This is a genomic window from Actinomadura sp. NTSP31, assembly GCF_041951385.1.
Classification (GTDB): Bacteria; Actinomycetota; Actinomycetes; order Streptosporangiales; family Streptosporangiaceae; genus Spirillospora; species Spirillospora napierensis.
Genome location: NZ_JBGNUT010000009.1, coordinates 166,827 through 184,587, shown reverse-complemented (window position 1 = coordinate 184,587; position 17,761 = coordinate 166,827). Strand labels below are relative to the sequence as shown.

General features: G+C 68.2%; 16 protein-coding genes and 1 pseudogene. 13 read left to right on the top strand and 4 right to left on the bottom strand.

Translation table 11 applies throughout. The annotated features are described in order from the left end of the window. Positions 1-134: 134 nt before the first annotated feature. Positions 135-481 (top strand): annotated as a pseudogene (locus ACA514_RS17770) (hypothetical protein); the annotation flags it as partial. A gap of 73 nt (positions 482-554) precedes the next feature. Here ACA514_RS17770 and ACA514_RS17765 read toward each other — a convergent pair. Beyond that, positions 555-767, bottom strand: a complete 213-nt coding sequence (locus ACA514_RS17765) for a DUF397 domain-containing protein (protein ID WP_375042256.1) — start codon at positions 765-767, stop codon at positions 555-557. Then, positions 751-1,620, bottom strand: a complete 870-nt coding sequence (locus ACA514_RS17760; RefSeq protein ID WP_375042255.1) for a helix-turn-helix domain-containing protein — start codon at positions 1,618-1,620, stop codon at positions 751-753. The genes ACA514_RS17765 and ACA514_RS17760 overlap by 17 nt, the downstream gene beginning before the upstream one ends. A 764-nt stretch (positions 1,621-2,384) precedes the next feature. Here ACA514_RS17760 and ACA514_RS17755 point away from each other — a divergent pair. The 6 genes from ACA514_RS17755 (at position 2,385) to ACA514_RS17730 (ending at position 6,391) form a co-directional block, all read left to right on the top strand. Continuing rightward, entirely contained in the window at positions 2,385-3,101 is a 717-nt protein-coding gene (locus tag ACA514_RS17755) for an ATP-binding protein (protein ID WP_375042254.1), read from the top strand. A 99-nt stretch (positions 3,102-3,200) separates the two neighbouring features. After that, positions 3,201-3,788, top strand: coding sequence for a hypothetical protein (locus ACA514_RS17750; protein ID WP_375042253.1), 588 nt, complete (start codon positions 3,201-3,203; stop codon positions 3,786-3,788). Positions 3,789-4,182: 394 nt separating this feature from the next. After that, positions 4,183-4,479 (top strand): WXG100 family type VII secretion target, encoded by a 297-nt coding sequence (locus ACA514_RS17745; RefSeq protein ID WP_375042252.1) that lies wholly within the window; start codon positions 4,183-4,185, stop codon positions 4,477-4,479. Then, positions 4,476-5,891: a hypothetical protein gene (locus ACA514_RS17740; RefSeq protein ID WP_375042251.1), complete on the top strand. Its 1,416-nt coding sequence runs from the start codon at positions 4,476-4,478 to the stop codon at positions 5,889-5,891. The genes ACA514_RS17745 and ACA514_RS17740 overlap by 4 nt, the downstream gene beginning before the upstream one ends. Beyond that, complete coding sequence (locus tag ACA514_RS17735) at positions 5,888-6,232, top strand: hypothetical protein (protein ID WP_375042250.1); 345 nt, start codon at positions 5,888-5,890, stop codon at positions 6,230-6,232. Before ACA514_RS17740 ends, ACA514_RS17735 begins: the two co-directional genes overlap by 4 nt. Positions 6,233-6,235: 3 nt before the next feature. Further along, positions 6,236-6,391, top strand: a complete 156-nt coding sequence (locus tag ACA514_RS17730) for a pentapeptide repeat-containing protein (protein ID WP_375042365.1) — start codon at positions 6,236-6,238, stop codon at positions 6,389-6,391. 182 nt (positions 6,392-6,573) lie between these two features. Here ACA514_RS17730 and ACA514_RS17725 read toward each other — a convergent pair whose 3' ends face one another. After that, on the bottom strand, positions 6,574-8,361 hold the full coding sequence (locus tag ACA514_RS17725; RefSeq protein ID WP_375042249.1) for a S9 family peptidase: 1,788 nt from the start codon (positions 8,359-8,361) through the stop codon (positions 6,574-6,576). After that, entirely contained in the window at positions 8,358-9,653 is a 1,296-nt protein-coding gene (locus ACA514_RS17720) for a helix-turn-helix domain-containing protein (RefSeq protein ID WP_375042248.1), read from the bottom strand. The genes ACA514_RS17725 and ACA514_RS17720 overlap by 4 nt, the downstream gene beginning before the upstream one ends. Before the next feature lie 179 nt (positions 9,654-9,832). On the opposite strand from ACA514_RS17720, the gene fxlM reads away from it, so the two are divergent. The 6 genes from fxlM (at position 9,833) to ACA514_RS17690 (ending at position 17,283) form a co-directional block, all read left to right on the top strand. Continuing rightward, positions 9,833-11,107 (top strand): methyltransferase, FxLD system, encoded by a 1,275-nt coding sequence (fxlM, locus tag ACA514_RS17715; RefSeq protein ID WP_375042247.1) that lies wholly within the window; start codon positions 9,833-9,835, stop codon positions 11,105-11,107. Positions 11,108-11,112: 5 nt separating this feature from the next. Beyond that, positions 11,113-11,316 (top strand): FxLD family lanthipeptide, encoded by a 204-nt coding sequence (locus ACA514_RS17710; protein WP_375042246.1) that lies wholly within the window; start codon positions 11,113-11,115, stop codon positions 11,314-11,316. Between the two features lie 84 nt (positions 11,317-11,400). Beyond that, positions 11,401-14,502, top strand: a complete 3,102-nt coding sequence (locus ACA514_RS17705) for a lantibiotic dehydratase (protein ID WP_375042245.1) — start codon at positions 11,401-11,403, stop codon at positions 14,500-14,502. Beyond that, on the top strand, positions 14,499-15,740 hold the full coding sequence (locus ACA514_RS17700) for a lanthionine synthetase C family protein (RefSeq protein WP_375042244.1): 1,242 nt from the start codon (positions 14,499-14,501) through the stop codon (positions 15,738-15,740). The genes ACA514_RS17705 and ACA514_RS17700 overlap by 4 nt, the downstream gene beginning before the upstream one ends. Then, positions 15,722-16,735: a thiopeptide-type bacteriocin biosynthesis protein gene (locus tag ACA514_RS17695; RefSeq protein ID WP_375042243.1), complete on the top strand. Its 1,014-nt coding sequence runs from the start codon at positions 15,722-15,724 to the stop codon at positions 16,733-16,735. The genes ACA514_RS17700 and ACA514_RS17695 overlap by 19 nt, the downstream gene beginning before the upstream one ends. 98 nt (positions 16,736-16,833) lie before the next feature. Beyond that, the gene (locus tag ACA514_RS17690; protein WP_375042242.1) at positions 16,834-17,283 is read left to right on the top strand and encodes an MFS transporter; all 450 of its coding nucleotides are present in this window, start codon (positions 16,834-16,836) and stop codon (positions 17,281-17,283) included. The last annotated feature ends 478 nt before the right edge of the window (positions 17,284-17,761 follow it).

The following is a 17,761-nucleotide window of genomic DNA, read 5'->3' as shown; positions in this document are numbered from 1 at the left end:
CGACGGGGGACGGTCGATCGCGCCTTCGGTGCGCTACGTCCGGGTGAGACGCGACCGCGCTTCAGAAGGAGTGCCAACCGACCTCGACCTGGAGCGACCGTACGAAGCGAATAGCGCTGCGCCTCAAGAACGCGCCGCGGGTCGTGGTGATGGTGGACGATTACGACCTGCTGACCAGCGCGGGCCAGCAGTTGCTGGCACCGTTCCTTCCGTTGGTCCCTGGCGGACGCGATATCGGCCCCCACTTCGTTATCACCCGCCGCGTCGCCGGCGCCAGCCGTGGTCTGTACGAACCGCTGGTCCAAGCCGTGCGCGAGAGCGGGACGAGCACGCTGATGATGTCCGGCGACCGCTCGGAAGGGTAGCTGTTCCCGCTGCACTACCCTGCTCCGCTACCTCCGGGACGCGTGGCCTGTGGATACAACGAGGCGGCCCCACCCGCCTCATCCAGACCGCCTTTCTTGATGCACCTGTGAGGTAGCAGGAACGCGGGGCGCACCCGACCCCGGAATCGCGGACGGACATGAGGCCCCTCCCGCGACAAGGGGCCGAGCTCAGGCGAGGTCGAGTTCGCCCTTGCTGGCCTGGTCGGCCAGCTTGCGCCACACGTCGCGGTCGAACAACAGCTTGGGTCCGTCGGGGTCCTTGGAGTCGCGGACGGCGATCAGCCCAGGAAGACCGGCGACTTCGACGCAGTCGCTACCGCTCGCGCTGCTCCTGCTTGCCTTGCGCCAGCGTGCTTCCAAAGGGTCAGCGGGGAGGCTCATCGGATTGCCGATACTCCTTGGCGATGTCGGCGATCAGTGTCACCGAGTCGTCCTCAGACAGTGCCTGATCGCGAATGCGGTCAAACCTCACATTACAGCGGTTCAGCTGGCCGACGTCTTCGAGGTAGATCTCGCCGCCCATGCCTTCGAGGTAGGCGACGTCCTGGTCCTCGCCGTCGGCGAAGCTCAGGACCACGAAGGGACCGTCCATCCCGGCGTGTTCGCCGACGGAGATGGGCATGATGCGCACACTGACGTTCGGCCTGTTCGCGGCCTCGATAAGGGCGTCCAGCTGTCGGGCCATGACCTGAGCACCGCCGACAGGGCGCCTGAGCACGGCTTCGTCCAAGACGACGTCGTAGGAAGGCGTGTCCTGGCGCTCGAGAATCGCGCGGCGGGCCATGCGGGCTTGGAGCCGGCGGAGCAAGACGTCCTCAAGGTCGTCGGGAGACAGGATCCGGATGAGAGCGAGGGCGTAGTCACTGGTCTGGAGTAGGCCGGGGACGAACTGCACCTGCCAGCTACGGATCGCGGTGGCGTCGTCCTCCAGTTCGGCGAAAGAGCCGGCCAGGACGTCATTGAACGCCGACCACCAGCCCCGCTTGCGGATGTCCCGCGCGAGCTGCATCAGAGTCAGCTTCTGAGCCTCGCTACCGCCGTACAGGTCAAGCATCGCCTCCACGTCAGCGGGCTTGGGGCGCGTCTTCGCCGTCTCGAACCGGACTAGCTTCGGGCGACTCCAGCCCAGCGCGGCGGCGGCCCGCTCCATCGACAGGCCGGAGTTCTCGCGCGCCTGACGGAGTTGGCGAGCCAGCCGTCTATGCCTGACCGTCGGACTCTGTGCGCTCGTCATGTTGCTCAGTGTCGCACGCAGTCTGTTCAAGTTCTTGGACATTCGAATAGTCCAAAAGAATCTGAACAAGTGCATAGACAGTCGGTGTCGTTCGGGTGATGATGTGTGACGACAGCTTCACTGAGTGCAACGCGACGCTGCGGCATCCCGCCGCTGTCCGGCTCCTGGTGGAGCGATCCGCACTTCTCCGGGGCTGGTCTGGAGAGGTCGAGGCGGTCCCGGGTCGGTGTGGCACCACCGGCCCGGGACCTTGATCGGACGCAGGAGGTCCGACCCATGCATGATCGTACGAACCCGTCACCGGTTCTAGGGCGGCCGCCCACCCCCGGACTCGTGTCCGTCCAGGCCGGGAGCCGAGGACACCATCAAGCGGGCCTGGGTGTGACATCGTCAGCGCCCTGGGCGTTGGCGGAGCCGGATCCGGACCGCGCCATCGCCGAGCTCAGATTCCAATTCCCCCGCGCGACGTGCTGGTTCGGGGAGTACACCGGCAGCTACTGGGGCCTGACTTCCGACAACGGCACCTTCCTTCTCTTGGAAGGCGCCACGCCCGACGCCCTGAGGCGTCAGCTGCTGTCCCTCGGCCATCCGGAGCGGCTCCGCTCGCCTTCACCCGGCAGACCGTTCCAGCCCACCGCACCCTCCACGCCCGCGCCGCTTCTGCAACCGGCCGCGCCGCCCGCGCCCGCTCGCCGCCCCTTCAGGCAGCGCAGCAAGAGCCGCGGCCGCCACTGCATAGCCGAGGCGCGTGACCGGGGCGGACGATGCTGACCGGCAGGCCGGCCGACATCTCGACCGGCGGAGCCTGCGCCTTCCAACTTCCCCGGGACCCCAGCGCCGCATCCCGAGCCCGCACCCTCGTCGCCGCGACGATGCGCGAGCTCGACTTCACCACCGACACGATCGACGACGCCAAGCTCGCGGTGTCCGAACTGGCCACCAACGCCCACATCCACGCCTCCTCGGCGACGCGTCCCGAACTATGGATCTGGGCGCGCACCCGCCCGGCACCGGAGCTGGTGGTTTCGATCTTCGATACTCACCGCGACACCTGGCCGGTCGCCGGCAACGCCGACCTGCTCGACGAGCACGGCAAAGGCCTGTCCATCGTGGCGGCCCTGGCCACCCGCACCGGCTCGCACTTCACCCGCTCACGCCTGACCACAATGACGGGCAAGTGTGTCTGGTTCACCCTCTGCTTGCCGACGTCGTGGTCGATGGTCAGTCCCATCGCCCCGAAGCTGGCCTCCGACAACCTTCTGGACTCCCTGCACAGGCGCGGCATACCCGCCACCGGCTGCAGCGACGACCGCGGCATCTCGGTCCTCACCGTCGCAGCCCTCAACATCTGGGTTGGACCGACCGGCTTCTCGTGGCGCGACGGCCGAGGCTACGTCCGCCAGCCGCTAATCGACCTCCAAGAGACCACCGAACGCATCGTCAGCCGCCACGAGACCTCACATCGCCACCGCCAGGCCTGACGAGCCGTCCCCGCACAACGGGACTCCCAATGCCCGGGGGTGCGGCGCATCCTCCCGTCGCCGCACCCCCGGCCCACAGCCACCGCAAGGACGCTTCCCATGCATCCACCCGCCGACCGCTACACCCGTCTCCTTCAAGCCATAGAGACCGTCGGGAAACTCGCTCAGCAAGACGACATCGAGTCCATCGAGCACCTGCTCGACCAGCCAGCGACGATGAGCCGCCTCGATGCCTCGACCATCAACGCCCTGCGCAACGCCCGCGACTCGATCCTCACGATCAGACGAGCCCTCACCACACTCTTCGAGGCCGCAACCGCGGACTGCCCAACACCGAATCCCGCCGCCATCCGCCCGCCATCGGACGAGCCCCTCGCAGCCGGCCACCGCACCATCGACCGCGCCGAGGCCTGGCGCCGCGCTCACCGGCACCTGCCGGACCACGGCAACACCCCGCTACTCCTGCACATCGAGGAATTTCAGGACGGCTACCGAGCACTCCCAGTCCTGGTGGAAATCCCAGAAGCGCCCTCCATCCCCACCCTGGAAACACCCACGGCCCTCGCCATAGACAAGATCACCGGCGCAGTCACCCGCTGGCCCCTGCTCTACCTGGATGTTTTCGCTCGTCAGTACCGCCGCTACCGCCAAGGCGAACCCATGGTCCTCGACGCTATACGTTTCTGATCAAAGTCCATCAGTGCCAATCCTCATTGCGGTTCCCGCCCCGACAGATGCAAGGACCGAGCGAGGATCGCAATCCCACAGCACATACGTTGCGGCAGCGTCGCATAGAACGTCGCGTTTCACCCGAGGGCGTCGCACAGCCCCCGTACGACCGCATCCGGTCTCCGGCGGGCAGCAGCGGCGAGACGAAACGCCCACGCCACACCGTGTGTGTCCCCATCGCAGATCCCGAGTGAAGTTGCATGAGCCGAGGCTGTAGGAGCGCGGTAAAACGTGGACCGGTCCATATGTGGCCGGGCCCGTCCACCGCTTGGCCACTATCGGTCCTGCCGCATCGTATGCGCAAAACCGGACACGTCTGGAAAAGAGTACCTTGCGCCGTTAGCCTCCCGTCGTGGCTGATCGAATCCTCGCGGAGCTGGTGGCGCTGGAGACCGGGGAAGCTGATCTGCGGCGTGCGTACCAGCGTCTGGTGAGCGAGTTGGACCGTTTGGACAGCGGTCTTCGAACGTCGTTAGCCGCCTGGTCAGGAGATGCTCGGACAACCTATGATCAGGCGCATCGCGAATGGATGCTGGCCGCACGCGATATGGCGCGTCAGGTTGACGAGCTGCATCGGTACGTCGCCCGGGCGCGGCACAACTTCCGCGCCTCGCTCCAGGCGAACCACGGCATGTGGAATCCATCATGAGCCCCCCGCCGAAACCGGCTTCGCCCGTTCCGGTACGGGTCGACATCACTCCCGAGACGGTCGACCGGGCGGCGGCCAACTTCGCGATCGGCCAGCAGGACCTGATCAAGGCGTACACGACCCTGTCGCAGAAGCTGTCCGCGCATTCGTCGGGCATGGCCGGTTTCGACAAGGCCGCCCACCAGTTCGCCGCCTTGTACGACCCGGCGGCCAGGGCCGTCTATCAGGCATTCCACAAGGCGATCGAGGCGTTGGGCGGCACCTCCCTCGGCCTCACCCAGACGGTCAACAATCACCTGGCCGCCGATCACCACTCCCGCGCCGACCACCCCGGCGGCGGACCGCCGCGCTTCTCGCCGCATCCGGTGTCGCAGAACTTCGCGGTGGCCGCCGCGCCCCCGCCGGTGGTCGGGGCGATGAGCTGGGCGCCCAACACCACCGTCCCGCTCATCCGCCACGCGGTACCGCACCTGCCCGGCTGGGTGGACGGTCTGCTCGGCACGTCCAACGACTGGCCGCAGGGCAACCCGGAGATGTTCGACCAGACCGGCGACGCCTGGACGGAGGCCGCCCGCGAGACCGGTCAGGTCGCCTCATGGCTGAACTGGACGGTCACCACCATCCTCGACCCGGCCGACAACGCCGAACACGCCGCCGTCGCCGCCTACTGGGCCACCCTGTACCGGCCCGGCGACTCGACCACCATCCTGTCCGGCCTGCAGGAGATGTGCACCGCCCTGGCCAACGCGTGCCACGAGTACGCACAGGCCACCCGGGACGCCACCCGCATCGTCACCGGCGAGCACATAGCCGAGATCATCCTTCTTCTCGGCGCGGGCGCCGTCACCGGTCTGCTGCGCAAACTGTTCGGCCGGATCCTGTCCCGCGTCGGCGCCTACATGCTCAGCCGCGTCGCCGGCATCGCCGAACGCTGGGCCCTCCGCAGGATCCTCGCCGACCTCATCAAGGCCACCGCCGACACCAAGGTCGTCAAAACCGTCCAAGCCGCCTTCGACAAGACCGTCGGCAAGAAGCTCGAAGCCGCACTGGAGGCGGAACGTAAGCGCCTGATCGATGAGTTGATCAGGAATGGCACCAAGTGCAGCCCCGAAAGTATCGTTGCCATAGCGCGGGACTCGTCCGGAAAAATCATCTTCCTCGAAACCGGGAGCCCCCGTGCCGGGTTGCAGCATATCATCGAAAGACATGGCCGCGAGTTCGCACAGAAAGGAATTCCCGAAAGTCAGGTTCCAGAATTTGTGATGCATGCAGTTACCGAAGGGACGAAGATCGGCTATCAAGGCAAAGGGACAGGGCGTCCGATCTATCAGTTCGTGTTCAACGGTAAGATGTACAAGGTCGCTGTGACAGTTGGCGGCAACGGTTTCATCGTGGGAGCAAATTTGAAATGAGCGCACAAAAATCAACGATCCGCGTACTGGCAGACTATCAATGCTACCCGCTGTGGGTAGTTTACTCTGACGGTGAACTGGATAACATTGCCCCGGAAGTCCTTCATATATCGAGCGGCCTGTCGGAATCACTTAATCACTGGGCGGACGAGTACGATGGAACCTTGAATGAAGACGATCCGGCATCTTCTGGTTTCGGCACACCCGGTGACGAACGTCGGTTCAACGACCAGGGGAGAGGCCTTGCCGAACAACTCGCGCAGGAAGTGGGCGCAGAGTACAAAATCACATACTTCGATAGTTTTGAACGTAAAGATATTCCGATCAGCACTGAGGGTTAGCGCCTGCGGACATGCGAGTTCGAGGAAGCCGACCTCAGAAATTGCGATCTTCGCAGGGCCAATCTCGGGAACGCATGGACTGCTAAAACGGACCTGCACGCGGCGCCGACCTGCGAGCGTGAACCTTCGGCGGCCCCTCGTCCTGGACCGCCCTCTTAGAGGTTCGCATGGCGGATTCGCGTCTCGACGGCGCCACCGGCCGCGTCAGTGGCCCTGTCGACGTCGGCGCCACGTCACCTCATCTGCTCGACGGCGATGACCTTCAGCGGTGGTTCGCCGACCATGGCGCACCCGAGGTCGAAGTTCATAACGGATGATCCACCGGACGTCTGCTCGGTGTGTCAGGTCGGCAAGTCGGTGAGGAAAGCGAGTTCGGCGGTCAGTGCTTGTTTGATGGAGTTCGGTGAACGGAGGACGTGGCCTTCGCCGGGGAGGGTCAGAAGATCGGCTTGGGGGCCGAGGGCGGCGGCGAGGGCTCGGGATTGGGCGGCTGGGGTGATGGGGTCGTCGTCGCCGTGGAGGATGAGGACCGGGCGGGTGATGTGCTCGGTGTGGTGGAGCAGAGAGCGTTGCTGGTAGGTGGGGGCGGTGTCGGGCCAGGGGCCGATGAGGGTGTCGGCGTGGTGGGCTTGGAATTTGGGGGCGGCGTCGCGCCAGGTGGCGGGGTCGATGACGGGGCAGTGGGCGATGGCGGCGGTGAAGGTGTCGGTGATGGCGAGGCCGCGGAGGGCGGTGTAGCCGCCGGCGCTGGCGCCCCAGATGACGGTGCGGTCGGGGTCGGCGCGTCCGGTGGCGGCGAGGTGGGTGGCGGCGTCGGCGCAGTCGTGGGCGTCGAGGACGCCCCATTGGCCGTGGAGTGCTTGGCGGTAGGTGCGGCCGTAGCCGGTGCTGCCGCGGTAGTCGATTTCGGCGACGGCGTAGCCGCGGCTGGTGAGGTACTGGGTGTGCAAGTCCAGGCGTAGTGGCGTGTTCGCTGTGGGGCCGGGGTGGGCTTTGACGATCAGCGGTGGTGGGCCTTGGACGGCGGACGGGGAGTGGTAAAGGCCGTGTGCTGTGCTGCCGTCGCGGGTGGGGAAGGTGAACGGTTCGGGGTTCGAGGCGGGGTGCGCGTGGGCGGATTTGAGGGGTTGGTGGCGGCCGGTGCCGGCGTCGATCAGGACGGTCTGTGGTGCCTGCTGCGGGCTGGAGGCGATGGCGGCGATCGTCGTTCCCGAGCCTGACAGATAGGGCTTGATCGAGGTGTAGGGGAGATCGAGAGCGGTGGTCTTGCCGTCGCGGAGGAGCTCGATTCTCTGGGTTCCGCCCTGCTGGACCAGGACGGCGATGGCGTCGTCGAGGAAGGTGTAGGTGGAGTAGCCGAACTCCCATTGGGCGACACCAAGCTCGGCTTGGCGTTGGAGGACCGGTTCGATGCGGTCACCTGTCCAGCGGTAGAGGTTCCACCAGCCGGTGCGGTCGGAGATGAAATGCAGGACGTTGTCGGGGCTCCATTCCGGCTGGAACACCGATTCGTCCGAGCCACCAGCGATGAGGCGGGGCGTGCCCAGGGTGCCTGCGCTGTCGAGGACTTCGGCCAGGTAGAGCGTGGTGCCGTCCCACGGCATGTTGGGTGCGTTCCAGCAGGTCCAGGCCAGCCAGCGGCCGTCGGGGCTGGGACGCGGGAAGGAGTAGAAGTCCCATCCGCTGGCCACGGTGCGCGGTTCGTCGGCAGAGGCCGGGACCCAGACGAGGTCGTTGATGACGCAGGTGTCCTCGTGGCGTTCGCGCACCGTCCACAGACCGCCGACGCCGGGTCGCATGTCCGCATACCGCGCGCCGGCAGCCGGGGTCACGGGTACGGGGTCGTGGTCGGTGGTGCGGTAGATCCGCTGGTCGGCGGCGTCGCAGAACCAGATCCCGGTGTCGGTCGCGTGGTAGGCGCCGCCACCGTATTCGTGGACGTGGCTGGCTACGTCCGTCCCGGGCCCGAGGACGTCGCGGGCGCCGTCCCCGGGTGTCCACCGGACGAGAGCGTCATGCCCGTCCGGTCGGCCTTCGAGCCAGTAGACGACAGCACCGCCCTGCAAGACCTGGACCGCGTCCAGCGAGGTGGTGGCCTCGGCGACCTTATCGGCGGGGACCGGGGTCATCGCGGCTCCTGCAGCCGTGCCCGCACATGCTGGTCCATCTGGTCTGCCTCCCGGTGGTGTCCGCCGTCCCGCAGAAGATCGCGGAACCGTCGTACCCGCCGCAACCCCGACACCGACCCGCGGGAGGCGAAGACCTCCAGCGAGCGTTGCGCGGCGTCGGTGGCCTGGTCGAGCCGGCCGTCGGAGAGGTGGGCTTCGGCGAGGCCGATGGTGATTTGGGCACCGCGCCGTTCGCAGGTCTCAGGGAGCGCGGCCAGTCCCTCGCTGAAGGCGGCAATCGCATCCTTGGCCTGCCCGAGGCGGAGATGGCATTGGCCGCGGTAGTCGGCCAGGGCCGTCCGGTCGAACTCATACATCCACTCTTCGCGGTCCTGGGCGGCATCGAAGTGCTCTTGGGCTTGGCGGAGGAGTGCGAGGCTGTCGTGGCGTCGGCCGGTGGTGGCGAGGGTGCTGGCCGTCAGGGCGGACAACCAGGAGCGAGTGAGGCGCGTGGTGGACTTGGGGGCGGTGTCGAGGGCCTTCTGGGCGTGGTGGACAGCGTCGGCGGTCAGCCCGTCGGCTTCGCTGGCCAGGGCCTGGTAGCCGCTGATGTAGGACGCCAGGGCCGGGTTGCCCGCTTCGGGGAGCAGGTCGCGGGCCGTCCGGTAGTAGAACGAGGACTTGTGCGGGTCGCCGAGGTCGTGCCAGATCCAGGCGGCGAAGCCGGCCGCTTCACTGGCCGCCGATGCGATGCGGTGGCGCAGCACAGTGGACGAGGTGTTGTCGAGGAGTGCGATCAGCAGGCCGAGGTGCGCTTCGACGGGGACGCTCATCTGCGCGGACGTCAGTTCGTGGTAGAGGCGGCGTTGCCGGTCGGTGATCGTCTCGAGTTCGTCGACGATGTCCGCGGTCATGGACGAGAGGCGTGTGGTGGCGGCCAGGCGGCTCCAGTCGATGTCTTCCTCGGGGGCAGGGGCGGAGTGGTGGCGGATGGCCTCGCGGGCGTGCCGCTGGGCGGCCTGTTCCCGGATCACGCCGGGCAGCAGCGAGACCAGCCGACCGCCGGCCGACAGTGCGCGTTCGCAGGCCAGGACGACGTTCTCGGTAGGCGCGACATGGCCCCGTTCGACGTTGCCGAGGTGCTGCCAGGAGTAGCCGGTCAGCTCGCCGAGCTGGATGAGTGTGAGCCCGCGTTGGAGGCGTGTCCGGCGAAGTTCGGCGCCGAGGTTGGCGAGCAGGGACGCGGACGGGTCCAGGGCTTTGGCGGGACGGCCTGGGCTGCGGCCAGGACGTGATGATGGGGACGTCGTCATCGAGCCGCTCACGTTCGCTGCGGGTTTGCTCGTCGTTGCGAGCAAACCAAATCGCGGTGTGTGCTGTCAGCCGTACCGCCCAGGCCGTTCCGGCTCCGGCTGTACTCGATGGACACTGCCGTGCCGCGAATCCGCGAGCACGGCGACCTTCCAAGCAGAACCGGCTGGAGGAAGCTGCAGTGACTGAGACGAACGTCGAACCGGGCCGCGCCGCGGAGTTGCGCAGGCAGATGGTCGATGCGCTCGTCGCGGACGGCACGATCATCTCCACGCAGGTCGAGGCGGCGATGCGCGCCGTGCCCCGGCACCGTTTCGCTCCGGAGGCGTCCCTGGAGCAGGCGTACGACGCCTACAAGGCCGTGTTCACCAAGAAGGACGAGCACGGGATCATCACGAGCTCGGTGTCCGCACCGCAGATCCAGGCGATGATGCTGGAGCAGGCTGAGATCGGCCGCGGCATGCGGATCCTGGAGATCGGCTCGGGCGGGTACAACGCCGCGCTGCTCGCCGAGCTGGTCGGCGCGGCCGGCGAGGTCACGACCATCGACATCGACCCGGACGTCACAGCGCAGGCCGCGCGCCTCCTGGGCGATACCGGCTACGAGCGTGTTCGCGTAGTCACGGGGGACGCTGACGCCGGTGTCCCCGCAGCCGCGCCATACGACCGGATCGTGGTCACCGTCGGAGCCTGGGACATCCCGCCCGCCTGGACCGCCCAGCTGGTCCCGGCGGGACGCCTGGTGGTGCCGCTGCGGATCAAGGGGCTGACCCGCTCGATCGCGTTCGACCGCGCCAGCGACCGTTTGGTCGGCTCGTCTGGGCAGGTGTGCGGGTTCGTGCCCATGCAAGGCGCCGGTGTCCACCAGGAGCAGCAGCTGCTGGTCACCGGAACCGGCGAGATCGCTCTGCGGTTCGACGACGGCCTTCCCCTGGAACCGGGCCGGCTCGACAACGCCGTGCGCACACCTCGGGCCGAGAGCTGGACAGGCGTGCGGGTCGGACGACAGGAACCGTTCGACACCCTGCAGCTGTTCCTCGCCACCGTGCTGCCCGGCTTCTGCGTCATGGCCGTGGACCCGGACCTTGACACCGGGCTCGTCGCGCCGAGCAACAAGTGGTTCTCCATGGCCACCGTCGACGACCGCGGCTTCGCCTACCTCACGACCCGTCCCACCGCCGACCCGCAGACGGTCGAGTTCGGCGTCCACGCCTTCGGCTCGAATGGGCCCGCGCTCGCCGAGACCGTTGCTGCGCAGGTGCGCGCCTGGGACCAGGAGCAGCGCGGCGGGCCCGGCCCCCGCATCGAGGTCCACCCGGCCGGAACACCCGATGACCGGCTGCCCGCTGGCCGCGTCGTCGACAAGCGGCACAACCGGGTCACGCTCTCCTGGTCCGCGGCGCCTTCCGCCGACGACCAGGCCGTCTCGTACGCCCCCACCGCACAAGGAGAGTGATCCAGATGGCGCACACCGCAACCCCGGAGACCCCCGTGGCGCTGGCGGAACCGACCGCCGGCGACCGCATCGAGGACGAGTTCGACCTCGACGTGCGCGTCGTGGTCGCCCTGCACCCCAACGGCAAGTTGATGTGCGACACCGGCGACGGGTGCGGCTCGACCTGTCAGGGCAGCGCCTGCAACTCCTACATCGACGACCCGTTCTAACCGCCCGGTGACCGCCGGGGTGTGTCGGCGCCCCCGTCCGACGCACCCCGGCTCCGGCGAGCGGACGCAGCACGGAGGCCACCCATGGCGCTCAAGCCCCCCGTCAGCTACCAGTGGCAGCCCGGCGCACTACTGCGGGCCACCACCGTGCCCGACGGCATCGGCGATCTACTCGCGAACCTCGAAAGCCCCGACGATCCTGAGCAGGGCCAGGATTGGCTTGCGACGGTCTGGCGCAACGCAGAAGTGCGAGACGCCTTGGAGACGGCCAGCCCTGGGCTGGTCAGCCGCGTCCAAGACGTGCTGGAGGGAAGGTGCCGTCGGCAGCGGCGGGTGCGGCGAGTCGTGCTGTCGGTGGCGTCCTACCTGCTTCGCTGGCAGCGTCGTCCGACCCCGTTCGGCTTGTTCGCCGGAGTCGCTCCGGCACACGTTGGAGACACCGCCCGCGTGTCGTGGGGGACCAAGCATCTGACGGCCGTGCGGCCCGACGGCGGCTGGCTGGCCGACATCGTCGACGGCCTGAACCGTTGCCCCGAGCTGCTGCAGCGCCTGTCGGTCGTTGCCAACGACGCCGGGCAGGTGCGCGGCGATCGGTTCGTGGTCCCCCGTGCTCCAGTCGATGGAGGAAGTGAGCAGCTGGCGCCGCTGGAGACGTCGGTGCGTCTCACCCGGCCACTCGCGGCCGCACTCCAAGCCGCTCGTCGGCCGGTGACATTCGGCGTGCTGCGCGACCGTCTCGCGAGGCAGTTCTCCCTGGCGGTCCCCGAGCGGATCGAAGCGATGCTCACCGGGCTCGTCTCCCAGAACGTCCTGGTCAGCAGCCTCTGGGCCCCGATGACCCAGATGGACGCCCTGGGACACCTGTGCAGTGAACTCCGCGCCGCCAATGCCGACACCATCGCCGACATCACCGATATGGTGCAGCGCCTGTACGAGATCAACGAGGAACTCGGCACCGACGCTTCACCGACGCCTTGGCGTGCACGCACCCGGCTGGCCGAGCGAATGCGGGACCTCAGCGACGCCGCGCCGACGCCGCTGATCGTTGATACAGCGCTCGACTGCCAGGTCGAGATCCCCGAACAGGTAGCACGTGAAGCACAAGACGCCGCGGGCGTGCTGTATCGGCTGACGCCCCAGCCCTTCGGATACCAGCACTGGCGCGACTATCACGGCCGCTTCCGCGAGCGGTACGGCGCCGGGGCGGCAATTCCGCTCGCCGAGCTGGTCGCCGACAGCGGCCTCGGCCTGCCCGCCGGATACCTCGGCTCCGCCCACGGACGTGCTCCGCGTCCACTGACCGATCGCGACGAGAAGCTCCTCGGGCTTATCCAGCAGGCTCTACTCGACGGGGACGACGAGATCGTCCTCACCGAGCCGCTGATCGAGGACCTGGCGGTCGGAGACGGCGACGAGATCATCCCCGTGCCGCGCGCCGAGCTGGCGGTAGAGATCCACGCTCGCTCCGTCGAAGCGATGGCTCACGGGTCGTTCCGCCTTGTGGTCACCGGAACCCCTCGTCCGGGCAGCAGCATGGCCGGACGCTTCGCCCACCTGCTGCCCCAAGCGGACCTGAACGACCTCGAAGCCACCTATCGAGCCGCCGGCCCGGAGAAGATCAGCGCACAGCTGTCCTTCACACCCCGCCGGAGACGCAACGCGAACATCGCCCGCACCCCTCGACTGCTGCCGCACGTCATCGCTGTGTCCGAGCATCGCGCTGATCGCGCCTCGGTGCTCGGGCTCGACGACCTCGCGGTCACCTCCGACGCCCGCCAGTTCTTCCTCACCCAACTCTCTACCGGCAGGCGCATCGAGCCCCGAGTCGTCCACGCCCTCGAAGCCGGCGTGCACACTCCGCCGCTGGCGCGGTTCATCGCTGAGATCACCACGGCTCGGTGCGCGGTCTACAAGGCGTTCGACTTCGGCGCCGCAGCGCAGCTGCCCTATCTACCGCGAGTGCGCTACCGGCGCACCGTGCTCGCCCCGGCTCGATGGCTTCTGACGTCCTCCGACCTCCCCGGCCGGCACGCCACCATGGCCGAATGGGAGGCCCGGCTCCGGGACTGGCAGGCAAGGCTCCGTGCCGGCGACCGGGTCACCATGGTCGATGACGGCCAGCGGCTGCCACTCGACCTCGACCATCCCGTCCACCGCGCCTTGCTACGAGCCCGCCTCGACAGCGCCCGCCGGCTCGAACTGCGCGAGGCACCATCACCGGACGACCTTGCCTGGATCGGGAAACGCGCTCACGAACTCCTCCTCCCGCTGGCCTTCGCCGAGCCCGCTACCGCTCGCCCAGCCGTACCCAGAGGACCATCCCCAGCTGTGGTCGCCGGAGGGGCCCATCTGCCGGGACGCTCGAGCGTCCTGTACGCCCGCATCCACGCCCATCCACTGCGCTACAACGAGATCCTCACCGCCCACCTACCGGGCCTGCTGCAGACCTTTACGCCGCAACCGCAGTGGTGGTTCCACCGCCACCGCCGCATGGCCCACCCTGAGAGCGACCAGTACCTCGCGCTCTACCTGCAGCTCACCGATGCCGCGATGTACGGACGGGTCGCCGCGGCGGTCCATGACTGGGCAGCCGACCTCCACCATCGTCGACTGCTTGCCGAGGTCAGCTTCGCCACCTACCAGCCCCAGACCAGCCGCTACGGCTACGGACCAGCGATGAAAGCCGCCCACGCCGTCTTCGCCGCCGACTCCTCTGCCGCCCTCGCGCAACTCAACACGGCCGACCGATCCGGCATAGAACCCCACGTCCTTGCTGCGGTCAGCATGATCGACCTGGCGCTCGGCGTCACCACCTCGCCCGAGGAATGCTTCGACTGGTTGGTCCGGCATCTGCCGCGAGCGGCCGGTCCGGTCGACCGCTCCCTTGTACAGCAGTGCCTTGGCCTTGCAGCCGACCTCACCGAGCCCGGAGCCGACGCCGCGGCGATCCGGTCTCTCGCAGACGGACCGCACCTCATCGCCGCCTGGACGGCCCGCCGCAGCGCATTGACCGAATACCGAGCCGCGCTGGAGCTCCAGGGTGACCCGCTGTCGGTCCTGCGATCCCTCCTCCATCTCCATCACGTGCGTGCTGTCGGTGTCGATCCCGACCTCGAGCGGCTCACCGGCCACCTCGTCCGCAGCGCCGCACTTTGCCGGATCTCCAGGGCCAGGAGGGCACGATGACACCGCTGGCCTGCTCCTGCGATGCCGCGGCCGAACTCGCCGACCGGCTCGTCCAGCATCTCGCCACTCCAGTTGCCCCTCCCGCAGACGAGATGTGGATGGCGCAATCGCTCGCCAAGGGCGCCGCCGGAATCGCCCTCATGCACGTCGAACGCGCTCACATCGGCGCCGGGACGTGGGAGGACGCGCACGCCCACATCGGGCGAGCATTCGCCGCCACCATCAGCGCTGCCGACAGCACCGGACTGTTTCTCGGTGCCCCCGCCCTGGCGTTCGTCCTCCACGTCGCAGCCCACCCTGGCGACCGGTACGCCCGAGCGCTCAAGACTCTGGACACCCACGTCCACCGGCTCGCCCATCGCCGGGTCGATGCCGCGATGGCCCGCATCGGTCGCGGGGAACTTCCCGCCTTCGGCGAATACGACATCTTCTACGGGCTGACGGGAATCGGCGCCCACCTGCTGCGCCGCGATCCGAGCGGCAGCGCCCTCGAACGGATCCTGACCTACCTCGTCGCACTCAGCCGGCCACTGCGGACGGACGATGATGAACTACCGGGATGGTGGGTTGCCCATGACCCCCACGGCAGTATTCCCACGACGCATCACCTCGGCGGCCATGCCAACCTCGGCGCCGCCCACGGCATCCCAGGCCCCCTCCTCCTGCTCAGCCAGGCAGCCCGACCCGGCTCCATCGTCGAGGGACACCACGAAGCCATCGACAGGATCTGCACCTGGCTCGATATCTGGCAGCAGCAAGGCGACGCCGGCCCATGGTGGCCCGAGTACATCACCCGTCCGGAACTGCACGCCGGTACGAGCAGGCAGCCTGGCCCTGCCCGCCCGAGCTGGTGCTACGGCACACCCGGAATTGCCCGCGCCGGACAGCTCGCCGCCATCGCCCTCAACGACGCCTCCCGGCAGCGCTTCTTCGAGAACGCTCTCCACGACTGCCTCACCGACGACGCCCAGACCGCCAAGCTCACCGGCCCTGGCCTCTGCCACGGCTGGGCCGGTGCGTACCAAACGGCCTGGCGCGCCGCCCGCGACGCGACCACACCCCAGCTGGCAACCGTCCTCCCGCACCTGGCCGACGAGCTCGTCCAGCACACCATCACCGGCCCAGGGACCGAACCCGGCCTCTTGGACGGCAACGCCGGCACCATCCTCGCCTTGCACACCGCCGCCCTGGACGCAGCACCGATCTCAGGATGGGACGCATGCCTCCTGATCAACTGAACCGTCTCCAAGACGATCAGCAGACGGACAACCCGACACGCCAGGCGGCAACACAACAGGAGCTCAACAGGGCCGAGGACGCCGTACTCCACGTCCTGGCCGGAACACCGCTCAAGCACGTGGCCGACTGCTTCCGCATGTCACCCGCCACCCTGGCCACAGCCGTCGAGACCTACCAGCGAGCCGGTCGCCAAGCACTCCACCACCAGAGCCACTCCGACTGGTGCCAGCTCTACATCGAATTCCCCGACTGGCCGCACGCTGAAAAGACCGCAGCCGACCACCTCGCCCCGCTCTTGGACGCCACCTCCACGGCCGCATGGTGGTTCATCCGCAAGCACCCGTGCTGGCGAGTGCGTCTCCGAAGAGGTTCACCTCACCGGCGAACCACCCTCACCTCAGCACTGGACGAACTCGCCGCCAGGGGCATCATCCAGAGCTGGTGGCACGGCGTCTACGAACCGGAAACGACCGCGTTCGGCGGCTCCGAGGCCATGGCCGTCGCACACGAACTCTTCTGCGCCGACAGCCACGCCATCCTGAACATGCTGCCCACCGGCCAGGAAAGACTCGGTCGCCGCGAACTGTCCATCCTCTTGTGCACCGTGTTGTTCCGCGCCGCCGGGCTCGAATGGTACGAACAAGGCGACGCCTGGCACCACGTCGCCAAAGAACGCCCTCTACCCGCCGACGTGCCGGCGGCTCGACTCCAAGCGATGGCCGAGTCCCTCCGGCTCTTGATGTCCGCCGACCTCTACCAGGACGACCCACTACTGAGCGAGATCGGCCCACTCCCGTTCACCGTCGAATGGACCGACGCCTTCCGCCGCGCCGGCCAGATTCTCGGCACCTCTGCCCGCGCAGGCACCCTCGAGCGCGGACTACGCCGCGTTCTCGCCTACCACGTCATCTTCCACTGGAACCGCCTCGGCTTCCCCCTCCGAACACAGAGCATCCTCGCAACCGCCGCGCACACAGCAATCCTCACGGTGTAAGCGCATGGTCGAGCAGGAGTACGCAGGTGAAACGCGACCGTCGGCTTCAACGACTCGGCGAAGCTCGATGGCGCAGCATGTAGCCGGCTGCCTTAGCGGTGAGTCGACGCGTCCTCACGGTGCACGCGCTGGTCCTCGGTGTGGGGACGGCGCTGTTCGGACGCCTGGCGGACGCCCGGGGCGTCCGCGCCACGCTGCTGTTCGGATCGCTGGTCCTCGGGCTCGGTGCGACGATGATCCTGCTCGCCCCGAACCTCGGCGTCCTGGTCGCCGGACAGTCCGTCCTGGCGACGGGCTCGGGGGCGACGACCTCTGGTGCGCTGGCGCTCGCCGCCGCCGGCGGGCCGGAGCGGCGCGCCGGCGTCCTGGCCGCCATCGGCGCGACGATGGCGGTCTTCTCAGCGAGCGCGACGCTGGCCGGCGGGGTCGTGACGCAGTGGCTGACCTGGCGGCTCACCCTCGTGCTGCCGGTCCTGTCGCTGGCCGGAGTGCCGCTCTGCCTGCGGCTTGCCGTCCGCCCCGGATCGGGGAGGCCTGCCATGCGGTGAGGCCGACCAGGGGCAGCGCGGCCGCATCGGCGAGCGGGATGCTCGCCGGAGCCGGAGCCGGGCTCTCGGCGGGCGCGAGGACGTACTCCGCCCGTGCGCTGGGAAGCCGCAGAGACGGCCGCGCTCGTGGCGGCTACGCTCAGGGAAACCAGCGATTGCAGCGTTGTCATGGAGGCAGGCCACATCCTAGGTCCCAGGTGGACCGCCGGGAGATCGACCGCGAGGTTCACCGGGTGCCGTGCTTGTCTGGGGTAGTTGCCTCAACTGGCAGATCAGCGGCCTGGGGACCGGTCCGCCATGTAAGGCGAGTAGATATCGAGGGCGAACTCGCCCAGCTCGGCCCCGCCGGGTACCGGCCGCTGCGCAAGCGTCACCGCAACCGGCCGCACCTACCCCGCGATCGCCTCGGCGGTCGCTCAGGTCGCCCAGGAGAACGGCCTCGCCCTTGGGTGCTCCCTGGTTCTATCAGCGGTTTCTG

What these genes read in the sequence shown, in the direction of transcription:
- ACA514_RS17735 (WP_375042250.1), top strand. Translation starts at nt 5,888, where the DNA reads ATGAGCGCACAAAAATCAACGATCCGCGTACTGGCAGACTATCAATGC.
- ACA514_RS17740 (WP_375042251.1), top strand. Translation starts at nt 4,476, where the DNA reads ATGAGCCCCCCGCCGAAACCGGCTTCGCCCGTTCCGGTACGGGTCGAC.
- ACA514_RS17725 (WP_375042249.1), bottom strand. Translation starts at nt 8,361, where the DNA reads ATGACCCCGGTCCCCGCCGATAAGGTCGCCGAGGCCACCACCTCGCTG.
- ACA514_RS17755 (WP_375042254.1), top strand. Translation starts at nt 2,385, where the DNA reads ATGCTGACCGGCAGGCCGGCCGACATCTCGACCGGCGGAGCCTGCGCC.
- ACA514_RS17760 (WP_375042255.1), bottom strand. Translation starts at nt 1,620, where the DNA reads ATGACGAGCGCACAGAGTCCGACGGTCAGGCATAGACGGCTGGCTCGC.
- ACA514_RS17695 (WP_375042243.1), top strand. Translation starts at nt 15,722, where the DNA reads ATGCCTCCTGATCAACTGAACCGTCTCCAAGACGATCAGCAGACGGAC.
- ACA514_RS17710 (WP_375042246.1), top strand. Translation starts at nt 11,113, where the DNA reads ATGGCGCACACCGCAACCCCGGAGACCCCCGTGGCGCTGGCGGAACCG.
- ACA514_RS17705 (WP_375042245.1), top strand. Translation starts at nt 11,401, where the DNA reads ATGGCGCTCAAGCCCCCCGTCAGCTACCAGTGGCAGCCCGGCGCACTA.
- ACA514_RS17765 (WP_375042256.1), bottom strand. Translation starts at nt 767, where the DNA reads ATGAGCCTCCCCGCTGACCCTTTGGAAGCACGCTGGCGCAAGGCAAGC.
- ACA514_RS17700 (WP_375042244.1), top strand. Translation starts at nt 14,499, where the DNA reads ATGACACCGCTGGCCTGCTCCTGCGATGCCGCGGCCGAACTCGCCGAC.
- ACA514_RS17750 (WP_375042253.1), top strand. Translation starts at nt 3,201, where the DNA reads ATGCATCCACCCGCCGACCGCTACACCCGTCTCCTTCAAGCCATAGAG.
- ACA514_RS17720 (WP_375042248.1), bottom strand. Translation starts at nt 9,653, where the DNA reads ATGACGACGTCCCCATCATCACGTCCTGGCCGCAGCCCAGGCCGTCCC.